Raw genomic sequence first — 19,903 nt, forward strand, 5'->3', positions numbered from 1 at the left:
GCACCGTTCCTACCGCGCCTCCACCCCGAACGCCTGGGCGAGGCGCTGGATCTTCTGCGCCCGTCCGAGTCGCGGCAGGTCCGACCCGTCGCGGATCACGCGTCCGCGCGCCTCGAAGTCGTCGAGGAAGTCCTGCGCCCAGGCGACGTCGGTCGGGGTCGGCGAGATGACCTCGTTGATGACGGGGAGCTGCTCGGTGTCCAGGCAGAGCTTGCCGGTCAGTCCGAGCGACACCGCGACCTGTGACTGCTCGCGCAGGATCGGGTGCGAAGAACCGACGGTGGGGCCGTCGATGGGTCCGGGCAGGTCGCCGACACGGGACGCCACCACCAGGCGGGACCGCGGGTACGCCATCGCGAGGGTGTCCGCGCTCGTGCCGGTGTCGCGGCGGTAGTCGCCGCTCCCGAAGGCCAGGCGGAACGCCCCCTGCGCGCGGGCGATCGACACCGCTTCCTCGATGCCCAGCGCCGATTCGACCAGCGCGATCACGGGGGTGTGTCCGCCGAGCCGGTGCCACGTGTCGGTGACCTGCGCCGGGGACTCCGTCTTCGCGAGCATCACACCCTGCAGCCCGGGCAGGCCGCGGAGCTCCTCGACGTCGTCCTCCCAGAACTCGGTCGTGACGTCGTTGATCCGCACCCAGGCCTCGCCGCCACCGGCCAGCCAGGCGGCGACGGTGGTGCGGGCGGACGGCTTCGCGGCGGGGTCGACGGCGTCCTCGATGTCCAGGATCACCTGGTCGGCACGGGAGCGGGTGGCCCGCTCGAAGCGCTCGGCGGCGGTGCCGGCGACGAGGAGCCAGGAACGCGAGATCTCGGCGGGGACCGATCGACGCCGGGACACGGCAGGGGTGGGCGGAGCAGGACGGTCGTCGGTGGCCATGCACCGTTGGTACCACACCCGCGCCTCCCGGCCCCGGCGCGGCGGCGGGGCGGCCCACCACAGCGCATCCGGGTCGGGTGAAACGCCGAAACAGCGGGCTCATTGCCAGAGTGCCGCAGCGCTTCCGCCTACAGTGGGCGGGTGTGGAGAGTGGACAGGGCGACCGACGATGAGGACGACGTGAACGACGACGCCCCCGTCGAGGGCACCGACCTGCCCGACGAGCAGTCTCCGCTGCGCCCCGAGCTCCAGGTCACGAGCCCGCACGCGATCAGTCTCGGCGACCCGCGGCTGACCGCGGGCAACGCGGCCGAGCCCGCGTGGGACGCGTGGCGCGAGCAGCTCGCCGGCGTCGGTGGGACGAGCCCGCTCGTGCACTTCGCCGACCACCCCCGCGCGCGCATCGAACTCTCGACGACGCATCCGGGCGGTCTGGCCCAGTTCATCACCGGCAAGACCACGCTGCTCTCGAGCCTGATCCGCGACGAGGTCGCGCTGCGGGCCGCCCGCGTCGCCGCCGGACACGTCGAGGCGAAGGGCACCGAGCTCGCCACCGTCCGCGGGATCGACGCCGTCAAGCTCGGCATCGGCATCGCGGACTGGGAGCACGGCGACGAGCACCACCGGGGCCCGGTCCTGCTCCGCCCGCTCGCGATCCGGCGTCACGGCCGCGACTTCGAGGTCCGGCTGCTCGGTGAACCGGTGCTCAACCCGGGCCTGGCCGACGCGCTCCGCGAGCAGTTCGGCATCACCCTCGACGCGCAGTCGTTCGTCGCCCTCGCCCAGCAGGACGGCTCCTTCACCCCGAACCCGGTGATCGACCGGCTCCGCGGCCTGACGGCGCACATCCCCGGCTTCTCGGTGCACGCCCGCCTCGTCGTGTCGACGTTCGCCGAGGTCGCGACCGGTCTCGTCGAGGACACGAAGGACCTCGCGCACCCGGTGCTCGACGCCCTCGCCGGCAACCCGAGCGCCAAGTGGCAGGTCGAGCAGTCGTACCACCCGGTCGAGCAGACGCCGTCGGACGAGCGCAGCCCGGAGACGGACACCCTGCTGCTCGACGCCGACGACGAGCAGGAGAACGTGATCGCGCAGATCACGGCCGGCAACTCCATCGTCGTGAAGACGCTCCCCGGCACCGGCGGCACGCAGACGATCGTGAACGCCCTCGGCGGCCTGGTCGCCGCGAACAAGCGCGTCCTCGTCGTCAGCCCGCGCCGTGCAACGCTCCGTGGCATCGCGGCCCGCTTCGGCGAGGTGCACCTGCCCGGCGTCGCCGTCACCCCGGCGACGCTCCGCCGTGACGTGGTCCGTGCGATCGCCCGCAACGAGAAGGCGAGCCGGCCGAACCTCCGCGAGGTCGACGACGCCCTGGTGCGGCTCCGCAAGGTCCTCACCGACTACCGCGGTGCCCTCACCCGCACCGACCCCGACTTCGGGGTCAGCGTGCTCGACTGCCTGGTCGAGCTCTCCCGCCTGTCCCTGCTGCCGGTCGCCCCGTCCACTACGGCCCGGCTGTCGAAGCAGTCCGTCGTCTCGATGGTCACCGGTCGCGCCCGCGTCGCCGAGACCATGGTCAGCGCCGCGAACCTCGGCGAGTTCCGCTACGGCCCCGACGACTCGCCCTGGTACGGCGCGAGGTTCACCTCGAGCGACGGCGCCCAGCGGGCCCACGCGACCGCGCGGGAACTCGACGGCGGCGCACTGCCGGCCCTCCTGCAGCGCGCACACGACCTCGTGGCGTCGACCCACATGCGGCAGTTCACGACGATCAACGAGCTCGGCATCTACCTCCGTCTGCTCACCGAGATCCGGGACACCCTCGACCGCTTCCTGCCGATCGTGTTCGACCGGTCGGTGTCCGAACTCGTCGCCGCGACCGCTCCCCGGGGCGAGGGCGCGCCGATGTCGAGCACGAACCGCCGTCGGCTCAAGAAGCTCGCCCGCGAGTACGTCCGTCCCGGCGTGCACGTGTCCGACCTGCACGAGGCCCTCACCCGCGTCCAGCAGCAGCGCGTCCTCTGGCAGCGCTACGTGGCCGCGGGCGTGAACCCCGAGGTCCCCACCGGCATCGCCGACGTCCAGGTGCTGTTCTCGAACGTCGTCGAGGACCTGGCCCGACTGGACGAGCCGCTCGGTCGCACCAGCCGCGACCAGCAGCTCGCGAACCTGCCGATCGACGAGCTCGTCCCGACGATCGCCGAACTGGCCGCCGAGTCCGACGTCCTGCACAACCTGCAGGAGCGCACCGAGCTCATGCAGACGCTCCGCGACCTGCAGCTCGAGCCGCTGCTCACCGACCTGGCGAACCGGCACGTGCCGGACGTGCAGGTGCCCGCCGAGCTCGAGCTGGCCTGGTGGCAGTCCGCGCTCGAGACGATGCTCGAGTCCGACCGGGCCCTGCTCGGTGCGAACACGGACATGCTCGACCGGGTCGAGGCCGACTTCCGACTCGTGGACGACGCGCACGCGGCCGGGGTGTCCCAGGGCCTGGCGTGGCAGCTCGCCGAGAACTGGAAGGTCGGGCTCGTCGACTGGCCGGAGGAGTCCTCCGCGCTGAAGACGCAGCTCAAGGAGGGCGCGATCACGTCGCGTCTGCTCCACGACTCCGCACCGCACCTGTCCCGCGCCATCGCCCCGGTCTGGCTCGCCTCCCCGTACGAGGTCGCGCAGATCGCCGACACGATGCCGTTCGACACCGTGATCCTCGTCGACGCCGGTGCCGTGACGATCGCCGAGACCGTCGGTGCCGTCCGTCGCGCCCGGCAGACCGTCGTGTTCGGTGACCCGGTCACGCAGACGCCGTCGCCGTTCCGCATCGCCGTCGACCCGGACCACCGCGCGCTGCAGGTGGACGAGGAGACGCTCGACGCCCTGCACGCCGACTCGGCCCTCGCGAAGCTGTCCACGCTCCTGCCCACCCTGTCGCTGACCCGGTCGTACCGGGCCGGCGGCGAGGACCTGGCGGAGCTGGTCAACCGTCGCTTCTACGGCGGACGGATCGAGTCGCTGCCCTGGGCCGGCTCGTTCCTCGGCCACGGCTCGATCGCGCTCGACTACGTCAGTGAAGGCAAGGCCGTGCCGGACCCCGAGTCCGGTGCCGTCGAGAGCGTCGACGCCGAGGTGGACCGGGTCGTCCGGCACGTCATCGAGCACGCCCGCACCCGTCCGACCGAGTCGCTCATGGTCATCACGGCCTCGGCGAAGCACGCGGTCCGGGTCGAGCAGGCCGTGCTCGCTGCCGCGCAGGGCCACAAGGACCTCACCGAGTTCGTCATCGGTGACCGTCCGGAGCCGTTCATCGTCGCCACCCTCGAGCAGTCCGTGGCGCAGAGCCGCGACCGCGTCGTGTTCTCCATCGGCTACGGCCGGACCCCGCACGGTCGGGTCCTCCGCGACTTCGGTCCCCTCGGCAAGCCCGGGGGTGAGCGGCTGCTCGCGGTCGCGATGACCCGTGCCCGTCGGTCGATGGTCATCGTCACGTGCTTCCAGCCGTCCGACATCGAGGCCGAGCGCATGGGGCACGGCACGGTCGCCCTCGCCGAGATCCTGGCCGAGGTCCGCGCCCGGACCACCGCTGAGTACGTGCCGGACGACTCCGACCCGCTGCTCGTCGACCTGGCCCGGCGGCTCGAGATGCGCGGCATCCCGGTCGCGCTCGGCCACCGCGGCAAGCTCGGCCTGGTCGCCGCGCACGGCGGGGTCTGCGTCACCATCGAGACCGATGCGTCGCTCGTCAAGGGGTCGCTGCGTGAGTCGCTCCGGCTCCGTCCCGAGGTGCTCCGTCGTCTCGGCTGGCACTACGTCCGCGTGCACGCGTTCCAGCTGTTCTCCGACCCGGACCGGGTGGCGAACACGGTGGCGCAGGTGCTCGGGGTCGACCGCGGTGCGACGCAGGAGATCTCGATCCCGCCGGTGCCCGCGCGCCGATGACCGCCAGGGTTCCACGCCGGGCCTCGCGACAGGCAGGACCGGTGACCTCGTCGACGGACCACCTGACGGGGACGTGGACACCGGACGCGGGTGCGTCCCGGGCAGGAGACGCGTCGGGGGCGGACACCGACCCCGCGGCGACCCCGGCATCCGCCGTGCCGCGGTCGACCGGGCCGGGAGGCACGTCCCGCTCCGGCAGGCGCGTCACGACCCGTGCGGTCCCCGGCAGCGACCCGACACCGGCGCCGGAACCGGCGCGCCACGGCACGGGCGAGAACGACGACCGGCTCCTCCGCGACCGGCCGCCGCACTGGGGATGACCGTCCCGGCTGACGGAGGACGGCCTGCCGCCGGTCGGGTGCGACCGACGAGTGCACGGGTCGGACCGGTACCCTTGCAGTGACCCACCCCGAACGGAAGCGTGTGATGACGGAGCCCTCCCGGCGGACCCGGCCCGACTGGCAGACGCTGCCGAACCTCATCACGCTGGTGCGCTTCGCCCTCATCCCGGTCTACGTCGGGCTGGTCGTCGCCGGACACCCGGGATGGGCGTTGGCCTCCCTGGTGGTCCTCGGCGTGAGCGACTGGGCCGACGGGTTCCTGGCGCGACGACTCCACCAGGAGTCCCAGCTCGGCAAGACGCTCGACCCGATCGCCGACCGGTTGGCGATCGTGGCGATCGTGCTGTCGCTCGTGCTCGTCGGGCTGCTGCCGTGGATCATCGTCGTGGTCGTGGTGGCCGTCGACCTGGCGCTCCTGGCGCTCTCGAGCGCGTGGTTCCGCGGCAACCCGGACCTCCGCGTGACGTGGACGGGCAAGATCCGGTCCGCGCTGCTGTTCGTCGGGCTGCCGGTCCTGCTGTTCTCGTCGACGTCGGTCGCCGCCGACCACCACTGGGTCCGGGACGTCGGTCTCGTCTTCGTCTGGCTCGGCACGGTCGGGCACGTCCTCGCCGGGCTGCAGTACGCGGGGGAGATGGCCCGGAAGCACCGGGCGCAGCGCGCTCCGGCGTAGGCCGACCCTCCCGGCGCTAGCACCGGCGCCGCGCCCGCCTACAGCTTCGTCGTTCCGGCGATGCCGGCGCCCTCGGGTGCGTCCGCCGGAGCGACGTGCGCCCCGTGCCCGCCGACACCCGGCTCGGCACCCTGCTGGGCGCGCAGCAGGTCGCGGATCTCGAGGAGCACCTCGACGTCCGCCGGCGGGACGTCCGCGGGCGGTTGCTCCTCGTCGTGCTTCGTCCGGTCGAACGCGACCTTCTTGAGGTGGTTCACCGGCACGACGAGCGCGAAGTAGACGACCGCGGCGACGATCACGAAGTTCAGGACGGCGCCGAGCACCTTGCCGAACAGCAGCTCGGTGTCGCCACCGGACACGGTCGGGAACGACACGATCAGGGCCTTGTCCAAGCTGGAGGCGTTGAAGACCGCACCGATGAGCGGGTTGATCAACGCCGTCACGACCGCCGTCACGATGGCGGTGAACGCGGCACCGATGACGACCGCCACCGCGAGGTCGATGACGTTCCCGCGGAGCAGGAACTCCCTGAAGCCCTTCACGCGAGCCCCCTTCTGTCGTGGACGGCCACCGCGCGGTGGCCCGGTCCAACCTATCCAGCAGGCGCGGGGCCGGTCAGGACGCGGACGACCCCGACCCGGAGGACGACCCGGACCCGGAGGACGACCCGGACCCGGAGGACGACCCCGACCCGGAGGACGACCCGGAGCCGGACGAGGACCCGGAGGAGCCGGACGACCCCGACGACGAGCCCGACCCCGACGACGAGCCGGAACCAGACGACGAGCCGGATCCCGACCCCGACGGCGTCGCGCGCGAGTCGGTCCGGTAGAAGCCACCACCGTTGAAGGTCACACCGACGGGCGAGAACACCTTCCGCAGGACCCCGCCGCACACCGGGCACTCGGTGAGCGTGGCGTCGGAGAAGGCCTGCTTGATGTCGAACGCGTTGCCGCACTCGGTGCAGCGGTACGAGTAGGTGGGCACGTCAGCTCCGGAACGTGATGATGCGCGACGGCGTGATGATGCCGTCGACGGGTTCGTCGTGGGGTTCGCGCGGGACCTCGTCGAGGTACTCCGTGTCGAACACCACAGCATAGACGGGCGGGCGGTTGGCCATGGACCCGAGGGTCTTGTCGTAGTACCCGCGTCCCCACCCCATCCGGACGCCGTCGTGCCCCACGGCGGCGGCCGGCGTGATGATCACGTCGACGTCGTTGATCGCCAGGGGGGAGAGCACCTCGCCGACGACCTCCGGCATGCCGAACGGTCCCTCGCGCTCCGCGGACCCGTCGCCGACCGCCCAGTCGAGCAGCCCGTCCTCGCGGGTGATCGGCAGGAGCACCCGGATGCCCCGCTCGAACGCCCAGGCCAGGAAGGGACGGACGTCGGGTTCGTCGGGCGCCGACAGGTAGAGCGCGACCGAGGTGATCTGGCGTTCCTCGACGAAGCGCTGCAGCGTGGCGGTCAGGGCGAGGGAGTCGGCGTCGCGGACGGTCGAGGTCCGGCTGCGTCGCCGCTGCCGGAGGTCGGCTCGGAGGGCGCGCTTCTCGTTCCCGAGATCGGCGGTCATGGCGAAGAGTGTAGCGAGCGCCGGTGCTGCGGCTTCCCGCTGATCTGCCTGTCCTCCTATCAGTTGACATGCCCGCGAAATGCGTTTCGGATACGGTCTGTCCATGGGCTTCCAGATTTCGAAGGCAGTGATCCCCGCCGCAGGGCTGGGCACGCGCTTCCTCCCCGCGACCAAGGCGATGCCGAAGGAGATGCTCCCCGTCGTCGACAAGCCGGCCATCCAGTACGTGGTGGAGGAGGCGGTCGACGCCGGACTCACCGACGTGCTGATGATCACCGGGCGCAACAAGAACGCGCTCGAGAACCACTTCGACCACGTGTCGGAGCTCGAGGAGACCCTCAAGAAGAAGGGCGACCACGAGAAGCTGCAGAAGGTCAACCAGTCCACGGACCTGGCCGACATGCACTACGTGCGTCAGGGTGACCCGCTCGGCCTCGGTCACGCCGTGCTCCGCGCGAAGATGCACGTCGGCCGCGAGCCGTTCGCCGTGCTCCTCGGTGACGACATCATCGACGCCCGCGACCCGCTGCTCAAGCGCATGATCGAGGTCCAGGGCGAGAAGAAGGCCACGGTCGTCGCCCTGCTCGAGGTCCCGGCGTCGCAGACGCACCTCTACGGCATCGCGACCGTCGAGGAGACCGACACCGACGACGTCGTGAAGATCACCGGCCTGGTCGAGAAGCCGGCCCAGGGTGAGGCCCCGTCGAACCTGGCGATCATCGGCCGCTACGTCATCCGCCCCGAGGTCTTCGACGTCCTCGAGAAGCAGGAGCCCGGCAAGGGCGGCGAGATCCAGCTCACCGACGCGCTCATGAAGATGGCGAGCGCCGAGGAATGGACAGGTGGCGTGTACGGCGTCGTCTTCCGTGGACGCCGCTACGACACCGGTGACAAACTCGACTACATCAAGGCGATCGTGCAGCTCGCCTCGGACCGCGAGGACCTCGGCCCGGACCTCAAGTCCTGGCTCAAGGAGTTCAACGCGGGCGAATGAGTCGACCCATCCCGCACGGGTCCGGTGACCCCGGCCCCGTGCGGGACACCCGTCCCGCCGAGCGCGGGACCCCGGAGGAACCAGAAGCGATGACGACGATCCCGACCCTCACCCACGGGCGGGTCACCATCCGCCCCCTCCGGATCCGCGACGCCCGTGAGCTCGACCTGGCGTTGGCCGGCAACCGCTCGTGGCTCCGCACGTGGGAGGCGACGAACCCCTCCGGGTTCGCGTCCGCCGACGTCAAGGGGAGCATCCGCGCGCTGCAGGCCAACGCCCGGGCCGGGTTGGGCCTCCCGTTCGCGATGGAACTGGACGGACGCTTCGTGGGCCAGCTGAACGTCTCCGGGATCACGTACGGGTCGCTCGCGAGCGCCTCCATCGGGTACTGGGTGGTGCAGGACGCCGCCGGCCACAACGTGACGCCGACCGCGGTCGCGCTGGCGACCGACCACTGCTTCCGCTCCGTCGGCATCCACCGTCTCGAGATCTGCATCCGTCCCGAGAACGCCCCGAGCCTCCGCGTCGTGGAGAAGCTCGGTTTCCGGTACGAGGGCCTGCGCCGCCGGTACATCCACATCAACGGCGATTGGCGCGACCACTTCTGCTTCGGCCTCGTCGCGGAGGAGATCCGCGAGGGCGTCCTCGACCGCTGGGTCCGCGGGCAGGTGCCGCACGGTGCCGGCCGCGTGCCGCAGGAGGCCTGGGACGAGGCGGGCGTGCCGCTGCCCGTCTCGCCGCGCGGCTGACGACCCACGGGACGGGTCGCGTCGCGGCCCGGTGACCCCGGCGTGGCCGGGAGGCCCGCCGAGCCGCCGACGGATCCGTCACGACTCGCTCGACACGCTCCCGGCAATGGGCGTCCGGGCGGCGCGCTCCCCCTACCGTTGCCCCCATGGGAATCGGGACCTGGGGCGGCGGCGTCGTGCTGCTCGTGGCGGCCGTGCTCTGGGTCGTGTACCTGATGCCCGCGTGGGCGGCCCGTCGTGAGTACCTCGCCACCGAGCGGAACGCGATCCGACTGCAGCAGACCCTCCGCATCCTGGCGCAGACCGCCGAGCTGCCGGACGAGGTGCGCGTCGAACTGAACGCGAAGTCCCTCGCCGAGGCGCAGCGCGTCGCCCGGTCCGAGGAGGCGAAGCGTGCCGCGATCGTCCGCGCCCACGAGGCCGCACGGCAGCGGGAGATCACCCGTCGCCTCGCCGCCCAGGCGCCCGTGCTCGAGAAGGCGTCCTCGGTGCCCGCCCTGACCGCGATGCGCATGCGTCGCTCACGTCTCGGTGCCACGACGCTCGGCACGCTCGGGCTCGTGCTCGCGGTGGTCGTGCTCGTCGTCGCCCCCGGCGCCTGGTTGCTCGCGGTGGCCGGACTCGTCGCGGCCGGTGGTTCCGCGGCCGTGCTCGCACAGCTGCACCAGGTCGCGACCGCGCGCCGTCGACGGGCCGCGGCCGGTGCGGCGGAGCAGACCCGGGCCTCCCGGCCGACCACCGCGTGGACGGACCCGGCGCCGCCGCTCTCCACCGACCAGCCGACGGCCGCGCCCGCGGACCGCACCTGGACGCCGGGGCCGATCCCGAAGCCGCTGTACGTGCAGACGCCGACCCGACCCCATCCGTCCCCGGAGTCGTCGGCCGAACTCGCCGCCCGGCTGCGCGACCGCGTGGCCCAGGCGAAGGCCGAGGCGGAGGCAGAAGCGGCTGCCGTCCGAGCCGCTGCGGCCGACCCGTCGCTCGCCCGGGTGTCGCGGATGCGTGCCGACGTCGAGGAGGCCGCCGCGGCGCTGTCCTCGCACGACCAGGGGCGGCTCGCGGAGCGGCTCGGGCTCCGTGCCGCGACCGCCGGGTCGCCCGCTCCCCGGAGTGCGCCCGCGCCCGGTGCGTCGGCTGCGCCCGGTCCGGTTGCGCCCGGTCCGGCTGCCTCCGCGACCGACGAGGCCGTCGCCCCCGCCGCCCCGAGCCGCTGGGCCGGGATGGGCGTGATCGGCGACGACGCGTACGGACAGACGGACCTCGACGCGATCATGCGACGCCGTCGAGCGGTCTGACCGGACGGCACGCCCGGCCGCCGCGGCCCGATTACCGGATCGCCGCGACCCGGTGCTATCGTTGTCGAGCACTCGGGGCTATGGCGCAGTTGGTAGCGCGTCTCGTTCGCAATGAGAAGGTCAGGGGTTCGAATCCCCTTAGCTCCACCGAGAAGCACGACGGCCCGGAACCGATTGGTTCCGGGCCGTTCTCGTTGCCGGCCGTCCACAGCCCGCAACGGGGGGTGTCGGTGCCGGGTGCTCGGCCCCTAGACTCCCCGAGCGCCACAACAGGTGGTCCCGAGGGGGAGCCGCCACTCGGCCGGGCACCGTCGCCAGACCGAGCACCATCGTCCGCTCGGGCACGTCGCCCGATCGGGCACGTCGCCCGCTCGGGCACGCCGCCCGCTCGGGCACGTCAGGGGGAGAAGCATGAACCGCGTGCGTCGTCTCGTCGCCACCGTCGTCACCGCCGTCGTCATCGCAGCCGGTGTCGCCGTCGCAGGCCCGACCGCCGCGGCCTCCGCCGCCGTCACCCCGACCGGGGTGGACATCTCGTGGCCGCAGTGCGGGAAGACGGTCCCGACCGGACAGGCCTTCGGCATCGTCGGGGTGAACGGATCGCTCGGCAACACGACGAACCCGTGCCTGGCCGAGCAGCTGGCCTGGGCCGCGGGCTCCGTCGGCGGATCGACCCAGCCGAAGACCCAGCTCTACGTCCTGTTCGCCAACCCCGGCCTGCAGGCGTCGGTGTGGCCGAAGTCGAACACCTACAAGGGCACCGCGCCGACGAACCGGTTCGGTCGGTGCTCGACCAAGGGCGGTGCGAAGCAGCTCACCCTCGCGTGCTCGTTCATGTACGGGTACGCGCGCGGCTACGACGACGTGACGATCCGCGGCATCGGCCGCCCCGCCGCGTACCGCTGGTGGCTCGACGTCGAGGTAGGGCTCTCGTACCAGAAGGACACGGCGCAGAACCGTGCCGCGATGGAAGGCATGATCGCCGGACTCAAGGCGGGTGGGGTCCGGATGATCGGCATCTACTCGACGCCGTCGCAGTGGAAGACCATCGCCGGGTCGGTCAGCTCGTCGAGCACGCTGTACGGCCGGTCGAACTGGATCGCCCTCGGCAAGAGCACGACCACGAAGGCACGGCGGGCCTGCTCGGGGACCCCGCTGTCCGGCGGCACGATCGTGATGACCCAGATCGAGGCCGCGTACGGCTCCACCACGATCGACCGCGACGTCTCCTGCCGCTGATCGGTCCTTGCGGGGCTCCGGGTCGGCTGTCACGATGAGGCGACGGACGAAGGAGCCCATCATGACCTCGCGACTGAACCCCTACCTCGGCTTCCGGGACGACGCCCGACAGGCGCTCGAGTTCTACCAGTCGGTGTTCGGCGGTGAGCTGCGGATCGGTACCTTCGCCGAGATGGGCGCCGACGGAGACCCGGCCGACGCGGACAAGGTCATGCACGGGCAGCTCGAGACGACGCGGGGGTACGTGCTCATGGCGTCGGACACCCCGGCGTCGATGGGGCGGTCGGAGACGAACAACATCTCGCTGTCCGTCTCCGGTGACGCTGACGACGCCGAGGACCTGCGCGGGTACTTCGCGGCCCTGTCCGTCGGCGGGAGGGTGCTCGAACCACTCACGCAGGCGCCGTGGGGCGACGAGTTCGGCATGGTCACCGACCGGTTCGGGATCACCTGGCTCGTGAACGTCAGCGCTCCCGCTGCCTGACCCCGCTGCCTGACCCCGCGCTGCTCCCGGCGGTGCGGTCGGTCGATCCCGGGACGACGTCGCATAGCCTGGTCCGGTCATGACTGCTCCGATCACGCGCCGCACCCTCCTGTCCCTCGCCGGCATCACCGGTGTCGGTCTCGTCGCCGCGGCCTGCTCCACGGACGGGCCGGGGCTCCGGTCCTCGTCGACGCCGGGGTCGTCCGGCGCGGCACCGGCCGGCGGGACGTCGTCGGGCTCGTCGTCGACCGGAGCCGCGAGTGCGCGCCCCTCGGCCACGACGGTCGAGCCGGCGGAGCTGCCCCTCGCCGGCGGCGTCACCGTGACCGTCACCGGGTCGGGGCTCGCCGTCGTCAAGGGCGTCACCGTCGGCGGGGTCGCCGCACGGGACGTCGTCGCCCGAGCGGGCAAGGTCACGTTCACGGCGCCGCACCAGGCCATGTACACCGCCGGGTCGGCCGACGTCGCGCTGTTCACCGAGCCCGTGGAACCGGTCCCGTCCGCGAACCGGACCTCGGACGGCAACGGCAGCCAGGCGAACGACGGCCAGGTGGGTGCCACACAGGACGGTGCCGCCAGCACGCCGACCCCCACGGCCGCGGCCACTCCGGACGCGAGCACCGCGGTCGCCACCACGACCGTCGCCTACGCGGCCCAGACCGCGGTCGACCGCCAGCTCGAGTACGCCATGCGGCACTGGGCCGACTACAACACCGCCGAGTACGGGACGATGAACCCCATCGGCGGGGACTGCGCGAACTACGTCAACCAGACGCTCGAGGCCCGCGGCTGGGAGCAGCGCGCCGACTGGTACAACCGGGCCGGCGGTGCAGAGCACTCCTCGACGTGGACCTACTGCCCGGCCATGGACCCGTGGCTCGACCAGAACGCGGCCACGTTCGGGCTCACCCGCCGGACCTCGGACGAACGCCAGCACGTCGCGGTCGGCGACATCGTCATGTTCGACTGGAACGGCAACGGCTCGCCGGACCACACGACCATCGTGTCCGAGGTGTTCACCGAGGCCGACGGCACGATCCGCATCAAGTCGGCGAGCCACAACCAGGACGGGCCGTACCGTGACCTCGACGAGATGATCACGGTGCAGCACCCGGGCGGCACCGCCTGGTTCCACACGATCGCGGCGTAGGGACCGGACCCTCCGCACGGCACGGAGGGTGCGGCGCGTCGGTACCATCACGGGTGTCCTCGTACCGCGACGAGAGGGGATCCCGTGCCCGCACCTGCACTCCGCGAGACCGACCGCGGTCCGGCCTTCCCCGCCCGCGTCCGGTCCGACGTCGTGGCCGCCGTGGTCAGCGCGGGGCTCGCCGTGCTCCTGCCGGTCCTGTTGCTCGTCGTCGGCTCACTGCTCGGCGGGGCCGGCGGCAACCCGCTCGGCTCGACGGCCGGACTGCTCCGACAGGCCCTGGGCGACGGGCTCGTGCTGGTGGTCCTCGTCGTGGTGGTGTCCGCGCTCGGCGGGTGGCGGTCCGTCCTGACCGAGCCCGCTCGCGCGCGGTCGTGGTGGGGTGTCGGCGTGCTCGTCGTGTTCACCGCGGTGACGCTCGTCGCGTTCACGACACCCCTGCGGGCCGATGCCGGTGGGTACCTCGGCGCGCTCCTCGTCGGTGTGCTCGCCGTGGCCCTCGTCGAGGAGCTCGTCTTCCGTGGGGTCCTCGTCGCGGGGTTCCGCCGGGTCGCGCCCGAGTGGGTGGTGTGGCTCGTCGCCACCGCGACCTTCGCCCTGGCACACGCCTTCAACGCGGACGGCAGCGCGTTCCAGGTCCTCACGACGTTCCTGCTCGGTTCCGCCTGTCACCTCGCCCGTCGGGTCACCGGGTCGCTCCTCGGGGCCGTGTTGCTCCACGTGCTGTACGACGCGTTCCTCGGTTTCCGGAGCCAGACGGTCGACGGGATGCCGTTCCTGCTCAACGCCGGGGCCACCCTGGCGGTTGCCGTGGCTGCCGTCATCGGCTTCGTGGTCGCACTCCGCACCCCGGGTCCGCGCCGCGGTTCCGGCACCGGCGCCTGAGGCACGAGGCCCGCGTCCGGGGTCGGGCGCCGGTGCCCGGGTTCAGGGGAACCCGAGGAACCAGAGCAGGACGACCGCGACCGCCTGCAGGCACACGCCGACCACGAGCCACCCGGTCGCCCGTCGTCGGGTCGCGGTGAACGTGTCGGCGGCGAGCAGTGGCGCGACCGGCATGAGCAGGCGGGGCAGGCTCTGCTGCGGCAGGAACACCGCCACCAGGTACGCCACGTAGGCGACCGTGAAGCCGAGGACGTCGGGCCCGAGCGCGCGGACGCCCCGTCGGCAGGACAACCACGCGGCCCCGGCGAGCACGAGCACCACGAGCACGATGCCCGCGGGCCCGAGCCACGTCCCCGCCATGAGGAACCACGGCGTCAGCGGTGCGAAGTGCTGCCGGCCGACGAACCCGACCCACCACGACAACTCCGTCTCGAGGTACGCGTCCGGACGACCGGTCACCGCGCTCGCGACCACGGGCCACGCGAGCCCCGCCGCCGCGACGACGAGCCCTGCGGCGACGACCGCGCCGCGATCCCGCCACCGGAACGGCTCCCCGCCGGGTCGGCCGCCTCCCGCACGCCGGGCGGCGACCTCCCGCACGACGAGGTGCACGGCGAGGGCGACGGCGAGCGCCAGCACCCCCGGGCGGGCGGCCGCCGCGAGCACACCGAGGACGGCGACCAGCCAGTACCGCCGGCGCACGAGCGCGAGCAGTGCGCCGAAGAGCAGGACCAGGATCATGCTCTCGGCGTACGCGACCTGCAGCAGGAAACCCGTCGCGCCGAACGCGAAGAACGCGGTCGCCCACCGCGCACGTCGGGCGTCCGCGACCGCGAGGACGAGGCGGAACAGGACCACGCACGCCCCGGCACCGCACAGGGTGGCGACGACGAGCCCCGCCACCCAGAACGACGACCCCGTCAGCGCCATGAGGACCCGGACGACGCCGGGGAACAGCGGCAGGAACGCCCACGGGTTCGGGAGGACGTGCCCGTCGCCGTCGGTGGGCAGGTCGCGCGGGTACCCGTGCTCGGCGATGGTCCGGTAGAAGGACGCGTCCCACGAGCCCGAGAAGGTGGCGAACGACGGGTCACGCCGGTACGAGCCGAAGTGCCACCCGTTCGCCGTCGCGAGCCAGTAGACCGAACCGAGGAGCACCGTGCTGACGATGCGCGAGGCCAGCCACAGGAGGAGGGGAGTCGTCCACCCGCTGTGGCGGGCCTCCAGGACGGCCGTCACCGTCCGCCCCACGCGGGCCCGCCGGGAGGCTCGGGTCGTCGCCGCCGGGTCCGTCACCTGCCCGATCCTGGCAGACGGTCCGCTGTCCGTTCGCCGCACCGGCCAGGTCGCGTCCAGAGGCCGGGCGTTGCATCGCGGTCGTTCCCTGGAAACCACCACCACGGAGGCAGCATGCCGTTCATCACCGTCGGAGCCGAGAACGGGCACGACATCGACCTGCACTACGACGACTTCGGCACGGGCGACCCCGTCGTCCTCATCCACGGCTGGCCGCTGTCGGGCCGCTCGTGGGAGGGCCAGGTCCCGGCCCTCGTCGCCGCGGGGCACCGCGTCATCGCCTACGACCGCCGCGGGTTCGGTCAGTCCTCGCAGCCGTGGAACGGGTACGACTACGACACGTTCGCCGCGGACCTCGACAAGCTCATCACGGAGCTCGGGCTGACGGACGTCACGCTCATCGGGTTCTCGATGGGCGGCGGCGAGCTCGCCCGCTACGTGTCGACCTACGGCACCGGCAAGGTCGCGAAGCTCGTCTTCGCCAGCGCCGTCCCGCCGTACCTGTGGAAGTCCGACGACAACCCCGAGGGCGGCGTCGACCAGGACCTCGCCGACTGGTTCGCGACGGGCATCACGGGCGACCGCCCGGCGTTCCTGCACGAGTTCGTGGACATGTTCTACACCGCCGGCGGCAAGGTCTCGCTGACCCACAAGCCGCTCGTGAGCGAGGACCAGCGCGCCTACGACCTCGCGATCGCCGAGCTCGCCTCGCCGAAGGGCACGCTCGACTGCACGGCGGCGTTCGCGACGACCGACTTCCGCGACGACCTGACGAAGGTCGACGTCCCGACGCTCGTCATCCACGGCGACGCCGACGGCATCGTGCCGTTCGAGGTGTCCGGCAAGCGGACCGCCGAGGCGATCCCGGACGCGCAGCTGCACGTCATCGAGGGCGGCCCGCACGGCGTGCTCGCGTCGCACCGCGACGAGTGGAACGAGGCGGTGCTCCGCTTCCTCGCGGCGTAGGCGCGTCCGTCGGCGCCTCGGTGCCGGCAACGGACGGGAGGCCCGTGACCGACCGGTCACGGGCCTCCCGTCCGTTCCGCCACCCGTCGGTTCCGCCACCCGTTCGGCGGACCGCCGCGGTCAGCGGCCGAGCACGGCCCGGCGGATCCGCTCGATCGGCTCCTTCGGGCTCCGGTCCGCGTTGAGCAGACCGTTCGTCTCCTGCATCGTGTCGGTGAGCTGGGTCCAGCAGCTGCCGGCGAGGAACGAGCTCGCGCGCACCGCGTCGTAGAGGGCGGTGATCCTGGCGATCCAGTCGTCGCCGTCCGCCGCGGTCGTGTACCCCCAGGCGTCGTCGCGCTGCACGCCCGGCTGGTGGTTCACGCCGCCGAACTCGGTCAGCATCACCGGCTGGCCGCGGTCCACCGCCCCACCGACCAGGATCGGACGGTCCGCCGGACCGATGCCGGCGAGCAGCCGGGCCCGCGCGGTGTCGTCGGCGTACGTGCGGGCGAGCCGCTCCCCGTCGCCCTCGTAGTCGTGCACCGACAGGATGTCCGAGTCGGGGTGCTCCCACCCGTCGTTCGAGATCACCGGCCGGGTCGGGTCGAGCGCCCGCGTGACGTCCGCGAGGGCACGGGCGTACGCCTGCTGCGCGGGGTCCGTGGCGATGTGCTGCACGCCCCAGCTCTCGTTCGCCGGCACCCAGGTGACGACCGAGGGGTGCGAGGCGTCCCGCTCCACCGCGTCCATCCACTCGCGCATCAGGCGTTGCACGGCCGTGGGGGAGAAGGCGTACGCACCGGGTGCCTCGCCCCAGACCATGAGGCCGAGCCGGTCGGCCCAGTACAGGAACCGTGGGTCCTCGATCTTCTGGTGGTTCCGCGCCGCGTTGAAGCCGAGCTCCTTGATGAGCTCGACCTCGCGGCGGAGGGCCTGGCGGGTCGGTGCGGTCAGGTGCGACTCCGGCCAGTAGCCCTGGTTCAACACGCTGCGCACGTCGATGCTGCGGTCGTTGAGCAGGAACCGGCCACTGCCGACCGCGGTGGTGCGGATGCCGAAGTACGAGCTCACGGCGTCGAGCGGTGCGCCGTCGGCGGACACCAGGGACACCACCGCGTCGACGAGGTGCGGTGCGTCCGGGCTCCACTGCAGCTCCTGCTCGGCCTGCCCGTTCGCCTGCCGGGCGATCGGCACGACGAGGTCGACCTCGTGCGCGGTCGGCTGGACGGCGACCTCCACCGTGGCGAGGTGCTCGTCGTGCTCCGCCCAGTGCGCCTCGACCCGGAGCCGCGTGCCGGCCGGGTGCGGGCCCGCCAGCCGGACGGTGAGCCGCATCGTCTCGTGGTCGACGTTCGTCCACCGGACGGACCGGACGGCCGTGGTCGGGACCGCCTCGAGCCAGACGGTCTGCCAGATCCCCGTGGTCCGGCGGTACCAGATGTCGTGCGGCTGCTCGTGCCAGTCCTGCTTGCCGCGGGGCTGGGTGAGGTCGTGCGGGTCGTCCTCGGCGCGGACGACGAGCGTGTGGTCGCCGTCGGTGCCGGTGCCGTCGCCGGTCAGGGCGTCGGTGACGTCGAGGGTGAACGGGGTGTGGCCGCCCTCGTGGTCGCCGACGAACCGGCCGTCGACCCAGACGCGTGCGCGGTGGTCCACGGCGCCGAAGTGCAGGAGGAGGCGCGGTGCGTCGGCGCCGTGGCCGGCGGCCGCGAGGTCGGCGGCGGTGATCGTCCGCGCGTACCAGACCACGGGGTGGAACCCGGGCTCGTCGATGCCGGACGCCACGGACTCCGGCGGGAACGGGACGACGATGTCCCGGGCGTCGGGGAACCCGTCCCGCCACGAGGGGTCGTCCCCGGTGTTCCGGAACGACCAGGTGCCGTCGAGGTCCGCCCAGTGGGACCGCATCATCTGCGGCCGCGGGTACTCGCCGTCCTGGCGGGTCGCGACGGGGAGTGCGGGTGCGGCGTCGTTGCCGGGGTACGCGTTCATGGCTCCATGCTGGTCGTGCGGTACATCGATGTAAAGGCGGCGCATGCAAACCGGACAGCGCCCGGGAGTGGCGGGCGGACGGCACGGAGTGGCCGAACCCCCGGACCGGTGCAGCCGCGACGGGTACCGTCCCCGACATGACCGACGCCGTGCACGCCGACCCCCTCGAGACAGCCGTCGCCGGCTGGATGGCCGACCAACGCTGGTACGCGGCGAAGGGCGGGACCCCGCGGGTCCGCGTCCTCGCCGAGGACAGCGACGACACCGCCGACGCCCGCATCCGCACCCTCTACGTGCTCGACGACGCCCCGACCGGAGCGGTCCTGTACCAGGTGCCGCTCACGATCCGGCAGACGCCCGTCCCCGAGCTCGCGCACGCCCTCGTGGCCGAGGTCGACGGCGCACACGTCTACGACGGCCCGCACGACGTCGCCTACGCACGCTGGTTGCTCGGACGCATCGAGGCCGACGGCGACCACATCGGCCCCGTCTCCGACGCCCGTGTGCTCAGCGGCGAGCAGTCGAACACCTCGGTGATCTGCGGGACCGAGGAGAGCGGCCAGGTCATCACGAAGGTCTTCCGTGTGCTGCACGACGGCGCCAACCCCGACGTGACCACGCAGCGGGCGCTCTCGGCGGCCGGGTCCGAGCGCGTGCCCCGGACCTTCGGCGCGCTCGCCGGGGAGTGGCCGGACGACGGGCAGCCGGGCGGCACCGCACACGGCCACCTCGCCTTCGCGCAGGAGTTCCTGCCCGGCCTCGAGGACGCCTGGCGCGTGGCCCTGACCGCGGCCCGTGGCGGCGAGTCCTTCGCGAGCGCCGCGGACCGCCTCGGTGCGGCCCTCGCCGAGGTGCACACCGTCCTCGCCGACGCCATGCCGACCGCGACCGCCGGCCCGGAGCAGGTGGACGAGGCCGTCGCGACCATGCGCCGCCGACTCGAGACCGCCGCGGCCGAGGTGCCGCAGGTCGCCGACCACGCCGCCGCCGTCGCCCGCGTGTACGACCGTGCGGCGTCCGTGCCGTGGCCGACCATGCAGCGCATCCACGGTGACCTGCACCTCGGGCAGGTCCTGTCGGCCCCGGAGCCCCGCGGCTGGGTGTTCCTCGATTTCGAGGGCGAGCCGCTCCGCCCGATGCCCGAACGCTCGCGTCCGGACGTCGCGCTCCGGGACGTCGCCGGCATGCTGCGCTCGTTCGACTACGTCGCGGGTGCGCTCGCACACGACGACGATCCCGTGGACACCGGGGACTGGGCGCAGGAGGCGCGGAACGCCTTCCTCGACGGCTACGCGCGGGGCAGCGGTGCCGACCTGCGCGCGCACCGGGCACTGCTCGACGCGTTCGAGCTCGACAAGGCCGTGTACGAGGTCGTGTACGAGGCGCGCAACCGTCCGACGTGGGTCGGGATCCCGGTCGCGGCCGTGGACCGACTGGTCGCACGCTCGGCGGGCTGACCGCACACCGGACGG

At 72.7% G+C, this 19,903-nt stretch carries 17 protein-coding genes, 1 tRNA gene and 1 pseudogene; 13 read left to right on the forward strand and 6 right to left on the reverse strand.

Annotated features, from left to right (window positions below; translation table 11 throughout):
* Positions 1 to 9: 9 nt before the first annotated feature.
* Complete coding sequence (locus DEI84_RS12015) at positions 10 to 882, reverse strand: CoA ester lyase (RefSeq protein ID WP_181420440.1); 873 nt, start codon at positions 880 to 882, stop codon at positions 10 to 12.
* 180 nt (positions 883 to 1,062) lie between these two features.
* Between DEI84_RS12015 and DEI84_RS12020 the strand changes: the two genes are divergently transcribed.
* On the forward strand, positions 1,063 to 4,815 hold the full coding sequence (locus tag DEI84_RS12020) for an AAA family ATPase (protein ID WP_375342315.1): 3,753 nt from the start codon (positions 1,063 to 1,065) through the stop codon (positions 4,813 to 4,815).
* 426 nt (positions 4,816 to 5,241) lie between these two features.
* Complete coding sequence (locus DEI84_RS12030; protein ID WP_110858063.1) at positions 5,242 to 5,829, forward strand: CDP-alcohol phosphatidyltransferase family protein; 588 nt, start codon at positions 5,242 to 5,244, stop codon at positions 5,827 to 5,829.
* Between the two features lie 38 nt (positions 5,830 to 5,867).
* Here DEI84_RS12030 and mscL read toward each other — a convergent pair whose 3' ends face one another.
* The gene (mscL, locus tag DEI84_RS12035; RefSeq protein WP_110890994.1) at positions 5,868 to 6,371 is read right to left on the reverse strand and encodes a large conductance mechanosensitive channel protein MscL; all 504 of its coding nucleotides are present in this window, start codon (positions 6,369 to 6,371) and stop codon (positions 5,868 to 5,870) included.
* Positions 6,372 to 6,388: 17 nt separating this feature from the next.
* On the opposite strand from mscL, the gene DEI84_RS16035 reads away from it, so the two are divergent.
* Positions 6,389 to 6,661, forward strand: a complete 273-nt coding sequence (locus DEI84_RS16035; RefSeq protein WP_309146390.1) for a hypothetical protein — start codon at positions 6,389 to 6,391, stop codon at positions 6,659 to 6,661.
* Positions 6,662 to 6,723: 62 nt separating this feature from the next.
* Here DEI84_RS16035 and DEI84_RS16040 read toward each other — a convergent pair.
* Both DEI84_RS16040 and DEI84_RS12045 read right to left on the reverse strand, forming a co-directional pair.
* Positions 6,724 to 6,816, reverse strand: a pseudogene (locus DEI84_RS16040) (FmdB family zinc ribbon protein); the annotation flags it as partial.
* Between the two features lies 1 nt (position 6,817).
* Positions 6,818 to 7,402: a 5-formyltetrahydrofolate cyclo-ligase gene (locus tag DEI84_RS12045; protein ID WP_110890995.1), complete on the reverse strand. Its 585-nt coding sequence runs from the start codon at positions 7,400 to 7,402 to the stop codon at positions 6,818 to 6,820.
* A 103-nt stretch (positions 7,403 to 7,505) separates the two neighbouring features.
* Here DEI84_RS12045 and galU point away from each other — a divergent pair, with 103 nt between their 5' ends.
* The 8 genes from galU to DEI84_RS12085 all read left to right on the forward strand — a co-directional run bounded on the left by galU (position 7,506) and on the right by DEI84_RS12085 (position 14,198).
* On the forward strand, positions 7,506 to 8,396 hold the full coding sequence (gene galU / locus DEI84_RS12050; protein WP_110890996.1) for a UTP--glucose-1-phosphate uridylyltransferase GalU: 891 nt from the start codon (positions 7,506 to 7,508) through the stop codon (positions 8,394 to 8,396).
* Between the two features lie 89 nt (positions 8,397 to 8,485).
* Entirely contained in the window at positions 8,486 to 9,145 is a 660-nt protein-coding gene (locus DEI84_RS12055; RefSeq protein WP_110824056.1) for a GNAT family N-acetyltransferase, read from the forward strand.
* Positions 9,146 to 9,291: 146 nt separating this feature from the next.
* Positions 9,292 to 10,440, forward strand: a complete 1,149-nt coding sequence (locus tag DEI84_RS12060) for a hypothetical protein (protein WP_110890997.1) — start codon at positions 9,292 to 9,294, stop codon at positions 10,438 to 10,440.
* Between the two features lie 74 nt (positions 10,441 to 10,514).
* A tRNA-Ala gene (locus tag DEI84_RS12065) sits at positions 10,515 to 10,587 on the forward strand.
* 264 nt (positions 10,588 to 10,851) lie between these two features.
* Positions 10,852 to 11,679 carry a hypothetical protein gene (locus tag DEI84_RS12070; RefSeq protein WP_110890998.1) on the forward strand — a complete coding sequence of 276 codons (828 nt, stop codon included), beginning with the start codon at positions 10,852 to 10,854 and terminating at the stop codon, positions 11,677 to 11,679.
* Between the two features lie 61 nt (positions 11,680 to 11,740).
* On the forward strand, positions 11,741 to 12,163 hold the full coding sequence (locus DEI84_RS12075; protein WP_110824053.1) for a VOC family protein: 423 nt from the start codon (positions 11,741 to 11,743) through the stop codon (positions 12,161 to 12,163).
* A gap of 79 nt (positions 12,164 to 12,242) precedes the next feature.
* A complete protein-coding gene (locus DEI84_RS12080) occupies positions 12,243 to 13,313 on the forward strand; it encodes an amidase domain-containing protein (RefSeq protein ID WP_110890999.1) in 1,071 nt (356 codons plus the stop codon).
* Positions 13,314 to 13,397: 84 nt separating this feature from the next.
* Entirely contained in the window at positions 13,398 to 14,198 is an 801-nt protein-coding gene (locus DEI84_RS12085) for a CPBP family intramembrane glutamic endopeptidase (RefSeq protein WP_110891000.1), read from the forward strand.
* 42 nt (positions 14,199 to 14,240) lie between these two features.
* On the opposite strand, the gene DEI84_RS12090 is transcribed toward DEI84_RS12085, so the two are convergent.
* Entirely contained in the window at positions 14,241 to 15,437 is a 1,197-nt protein-coding gene (locus DEI84_RS12090; protein ID WP_258371773.1) for a hypothetical protein, read from the reverse strand.
* 171 nt (positions 15,438 to 15,608) lie between these two features.
* Between DEI84_RS12090 and DEI84_RS12095 the strand changes: the two genes are divergently transcribed.
* A complete protein-coding gene (locus tag DEI84_RS12095) occupies positions 15,609 to 16,460 on the forward strand; it encodes an alpha/beta fold hydrolase (RefSeq protein ID WP_110891001.1) in 852 nt (283 codons plus the stop codon).
* Between the two features lie 120 nt (positions 16,461 to 16,580).
* On the opposite strand, the gene DEI84_RS12100 is transcribed toward DEI84_RS12095, so the two are convergent.
* On the reverse strand, positions 16,581 to 18,431 hold the full coding sequence (locus tag DEI84_RS12100) for a glycoside hydrolase family 2 protein (RefSeq protein ID WP_110891002.1): 1,851 nt from the start codon (positions 18,429 to 18,431) through the stop codon (positions 16,581 to 16,583).
* A 137-nt stretch (positions 18,432 to 18,568) separates the two neighbouring features.
* Here DEI84_RS12100 and DEI84_RS12105 point away from each other — a divergent pair, with 137 nt between their 5' ends.
* Positions 18,569 to 19,888: a phosphotransferase gene (locus DEI84_RS12105; protein ID WP_110891003.1), complete on the forward strand. Its 1,320-nt coding sequence runs from the start codon at positions 18,569 to 18,571 to the stop codon at positions 19,886 to 19,888.
* Positions 19,889 to 19,903: the final 15 nt, after the last annotated feature.

The sequence above is a fragment of the Curtobacterium sp. MCBD17_023 genome (assembly GCF_003224415.1).
GTDB lineage: Bacteria > Actinomycetota > Actinomycetes > Actinomycetales > Microbacteriaceae > Curtobacterium.

Bases quoted from the DNA above. Each gene is read 5' to 3' on its own strand.
- DEI84_RS12095 (WP_110891001.1), top strand. From the start codon at position 15,609: ATGCCGTTCATCACCGTCGGAGCCGAGAACGGGCACGACATCGACCTG.
- DEI84_RS12080 (WP_110890999.1), top strand. From the start codon at position 12,243: ATGACTGCTCCGATCACGCGCCGCACCCTCCTGTCCCTCGCCGGCATC.
- DEI84_RS12045 (WP_110890995.1), bottom strand. From the start codon at position 7,402: ATGACCGCCGATCTCGGGAACGAGAAGCGCGCCCTCCGAGCCGACCTC.
- DEI84_RS12055 (WP_110824056.1), top strand. From the start codon at position 8,486: ATGACGACGATCCCGACCCTCACCCACGGGCGGGTCACCATCCGCCCC.
- DEI84_RS12105 (WP_110891003.1), top strand. From the start codon at position 18,569: ATGACCGACGCCGTGCACGCCGACCCCCTCGAGACAGCCGTCGCCGGC.
- DEI84_RS12070 (WP_110890998.1), top strand. From the start codon at position 10,852: ATGAACCGCGTGCGTCGTCTCGTCGCCACCGTCGTCACCGCCGTCGTC.
- DEI84_RS12075 (WP_110824053.1), top strand. From the start codon at position 11,741: ATGACCTCGCGACTGAACCCCTACCTCGGCTTCCGGGACGACGCCCGA.
- DEI84_RS12030 (WP_110858063.1), top strand. From the start codon at position 5,242: ATGACGGAGCCCTCCCGGCGGACCCGGCCCGACTGGCAGACGCTGCCG.
- DEI84_RS12100 (WP_110891002.1), bottom strand. From the start codon at position 18,431: ATGAACGCGTACCCCGGCAACGACGCCGCACCCGCACTCCCCGTCGCG.
- galU (WP_110890996.1), top strand. From the start codon at position 7,506: ATGGGCTTCCAGATTTCGAAGGCAGTGATCCCCGCCGCAGGGCTGGGC.
- DEI84_RS12060 (WP_110890997.1), top strand. From the start codon at position 9,292: ATGGGAATCGGGACCTGGGGCGGCGGCGTCGTGCTGCTCGTGGCGGCC.
- DEI84_RS12015 (WP_181420440.1), bottom strand. From the start codon at position 882: ATGGCCACCGACGACCGTCCTGCTCCGCCCACCCCTGCCGTGTCCCGG.